This window comes from Polynucleobacter sp. 35-46-11 (genome assembly GCF_002281105.1).
This window is the reverse complement of the sequence record NZ_NCFJ01000274.1, coordinates 1-3,467: the sequence shown is the minus strand read 5'-3', so window position 1 is coordinate 3,467 and position 3,467 is coordinate 1. Positions and strand designations below refer to the sequence as shown.

2 protein-coding genes are annotated in these 3,467 nt (G+C 47.5%); both read left to right on the top strand.

The window, feature by feature from the left end; translation table 11 throughout:
- On the top strand, nucleotides 1–1,440 hold a 1,440-nt coding region (locus B7Y67_RS13365), incomplete at its 5' end, for a toprim domain-containing protein (protein ID WP_293599074.1).
- A 74-nt stretch (nucleotides 1,441–1,514) separates the two neighbouring features.
- Nucleotides 1,515–3,467 (top strand): DNA topoisomerase IV subunit A (gene parC / locus B7Y67_RS13360; RefSeq protein WP_293599075.1); only part of this gene is annotated, 1,953 nt, incomplete at its 3' end.

Below are 3,467 nucleotides of genomic sequence, written 5' to 3'. Positions count from 1 at the left end.
AGTGCCGCTATCCCGATGCCTGAACTCATTCGGCTCTTGCGCTCTAAGGCAGTTTTACTGCCAGGCGTCAAAGTCACCCTCATTCAAGAGAAGTCTGGCGAGAGTCAAACTTGGCAATATGCCCAAGGCTTACGCGGTTACTTAAATGAAGCAATAGCTCAAGCTGGCCATGGCCCAGAAGTGATTCCTCCATTTGAGGGGGAACAATACGCCACTGGCAATGGTGATGATGATTCCTTTGCTGAAGGCGAGGGTGCAGCCTGGGTTGTGACCTGGACCGAAGATGGATCACCGGTGCGCGAGAGTTATGTGAACTTGATTCCGACTCCAGCAGGCGGAACCCATGAGAGCGGATTGCGTGAAGGCCTATTTAATGCCGTCAAAGGTTTTATTGAGATGCATGCTTTGCAGCCTAAAGGTGTGAAGCTCATGCCTGAGGACGTGTTTGCCCGCGCCTCATTTATTTTGTCTGCCAAAGTATTGGACCCACAATTCCAGGGTCAAATCAAAGAGCGTTTGAACTCCAGGGATGCGGTGCGCTTAGTTTCTGGTTACGCTAAATCGGCACTTGAGCTTTGGCTGAACGAGCATGTGGATTACGGTCGTAAATTAGCAGACTTAGTAATCAAGCAGGCGCAGGCACGAACCCGCGCCGGTCAAAAAGTCGAGAAGAAAAAATCCTCTGGTGTAGCAGTTCTACCTGGAAAACTGACCGACTGTGAGAGTCAAGACATTGGCCTTAATGAAATCTTCCTCGTTGAGGGTGATTCAGCTGGCGGCTCAGCCAAGATGGGTCGTAATAAAGAGTACCAAGCGATTTTGCCTCTGCGCGGTAAGGTTCTCAATACTTGGGAAGCGGAGCGTGATCGCTTATTTGCGAACAACGAAGTGCATGACATTGCTGTTGCTATAGGTGTAGATCCGCACGGCGCTAATGACAGCCCTGACTTATCAAACCTACGTTATGGCAAGGTTTGCATCCTCTCAGATGCGGACGTGGATGGTGCGCATATTCAGGTATTGCTATTAACTTTGTTCTACAAGCATTTCCCAAAACTAATCGAATTGGGTCATGTGCATATTTCTAGGCCACCATTGTTTAGGGTGGATGCACCAGCACGTGGCAAAAAGCCAGCACAAAAGATTTATGCGCTTGATGCAAATGAACTTCAAGCCATTGAAGATAAATTGCGTAAAGATGGCGTTAAAGAAACGGCTTGGCAGATTTCTCGCTTCAAAGGTTTGGGTGAGATGAGTGCCGAGCAATTATGGGATACCACTTTGAATCCAGATACTCGTCGACTCTTACCGGTGACCTTGGGTACATGGACAGAGGATGAAACAATCAAAACAATGGATATGTTGATGGGTAAGTCCGAATCTGGGGCGCGTCGCGATTGGTTGGAAGAGCGCGGTAATGAAGTAGAGGCGGATATCTAATGGCGATTAAAAAAACTCCAGGCGGCAACAAACCAGCAGAGCAAGCAGACTTGTTTGCAGGTGAACCTATTGAAATGAATGTTGTTGAAGTTGACGAGCCAATTACTGCTGAAGCAGGCGGCCCAAAAGACCCTCATGATCCAAAAAAGATTGAGCTCAACGAAGATGACAAAGACAGCCTCACCTTGGCGGTCTATGCTGAGCGCGCTTACTTAGATTACGCAATCAGCGTTGTTAAAGGCCGCGCCCTACCAGATGTATCTGATGGCCAAAAGCCAGTTCAACGTCGCATTCTGTTCTCTATGAGTGAGATGGGTTTACGCGCTGACGCTAAACCCGTGAAGAGTGCTCGCGTAGTTGGTGATGTTCTCGGTAAGTTTCATCCCCATGGCGACCAATCCGCCTACGACGCATTAGTGCGTCTTGCCCAAAGCTTCTCACTGCGTTATCCGCTGATCGATGGTCAGGGTAACTTTGGCTCACGTGATGGCGATGGTGCGGCTGCAATGCGCTACACCGAAGCTCGTTTAACCAAGATTGCTGGACTCTTACTCAGTGAGATTGATGAAGGTACGGTGGACTTTGCACCGAACTACGACGGATCTTTCCAAGAACCTAAGTTATTACCAGCGCGCTTACCCTTTGTTCTATTGAACGGCGCATCCGGTATTGCGGTAGGTATGGCAACAGAGATTCCTTCACATAATTTACGTGAAGTCGCTAGCGCAGCGATTGCTTTAATGAAGTCTCCGAAGATGAGTACTTCAGAACTATTGGAGATCATGCCTGGCCCAGACTATCCAGGTGGTGGTCAAATCATCTCTTCCTCGGCTGAAATTGCACAGATTTATGAAGCAGGACGAGGCAGTCTCAAAGTGCGTGCTCGCTGGTCTATTGAAGAGTTGGCTCGTGGTCAGTGGCAAATTGTGGTGAATGAGTTGCCACCATCCACATCATCACAACGCGTATTACAAGAGATCGAAGAAATTACCAATCCAAAAGTGAAGGTTGGTAAAAAGACATTAACTCCTGAGCAAAACAATCTCAAATCCACCATCTTGAATGTGCTTGATGGTGTACGTGATGAGTCCAGTAAAGATGCGGCTGTGCGCTTGGTATTTGAGCCTAAGAGTAAAAATATTGACGTTAATGAGTTCGTCAACTTATTGCTGGCGCATACCTCCTTGGAATCCAATGCGCCAATGAACTTGGTGATGATTGGTACTGATGGTCGCCCACGTCAAAAAGGTCTCAAAGAGATTATTGCTGAGTGGATTTCTTTCAGGGTGGGAACTGTTACAAGACGTACTCAGCACCGCTTGGGTAAAGTCAACGATCGGATGCATATTTTGGAAGGGCGCCTCATTGTTCTTCTCAATATTGATAAGGTCATCAAGATTATTCGCAATAGCGATGAACCTAAGGCTGATCTTATTAAAGAGTTTAAGCTGAGCGATCGTCAAGCCGAAGATATTTTGGATATCCGTTTGCGTCAGTTGGCTCGATTGGAAGGCATCAAAATTGAGCAAGAATTAAAAGAGCTCAAGTCTGAGCGTGATGATCTTGAAGGTTTGTTGCAGAGTGATACTGTATTGCGTAAGCGCATCATCAAAGAAATTGAATCTGATATGAAAGATTTTGGTGATGATCGCCGTACATTGATTCAGGAAGATAAGCGCGCTGTTGCTGAGACTAAGGTATTGGATGAACCGGTAACGGTGATCGTGTCTCAAAAGGGTTGGGTACGTGTACGCCAGGGTCACGAGCATGATGCAACGCAGTTTGGCTTCAAAGCGGGTGATGCCCTCTATGCCACATTTGAGTGCCGCACAGTTGATGTGATGCAAGGCTTTGGTAGTGATGGCCGTGTCTATACAGTTCCCGTCAGCGAATTACCAGGTGCTCGTGGCGATGGTTCACCATTAACGAGCTTTGTGAACTTGGCAGCTGGATCGCAGATGGTGGCCTACTATGCCGGTCAATCTGATGATCTTGTACTGATCTCAACTCGATCTGGTAATGGCTTC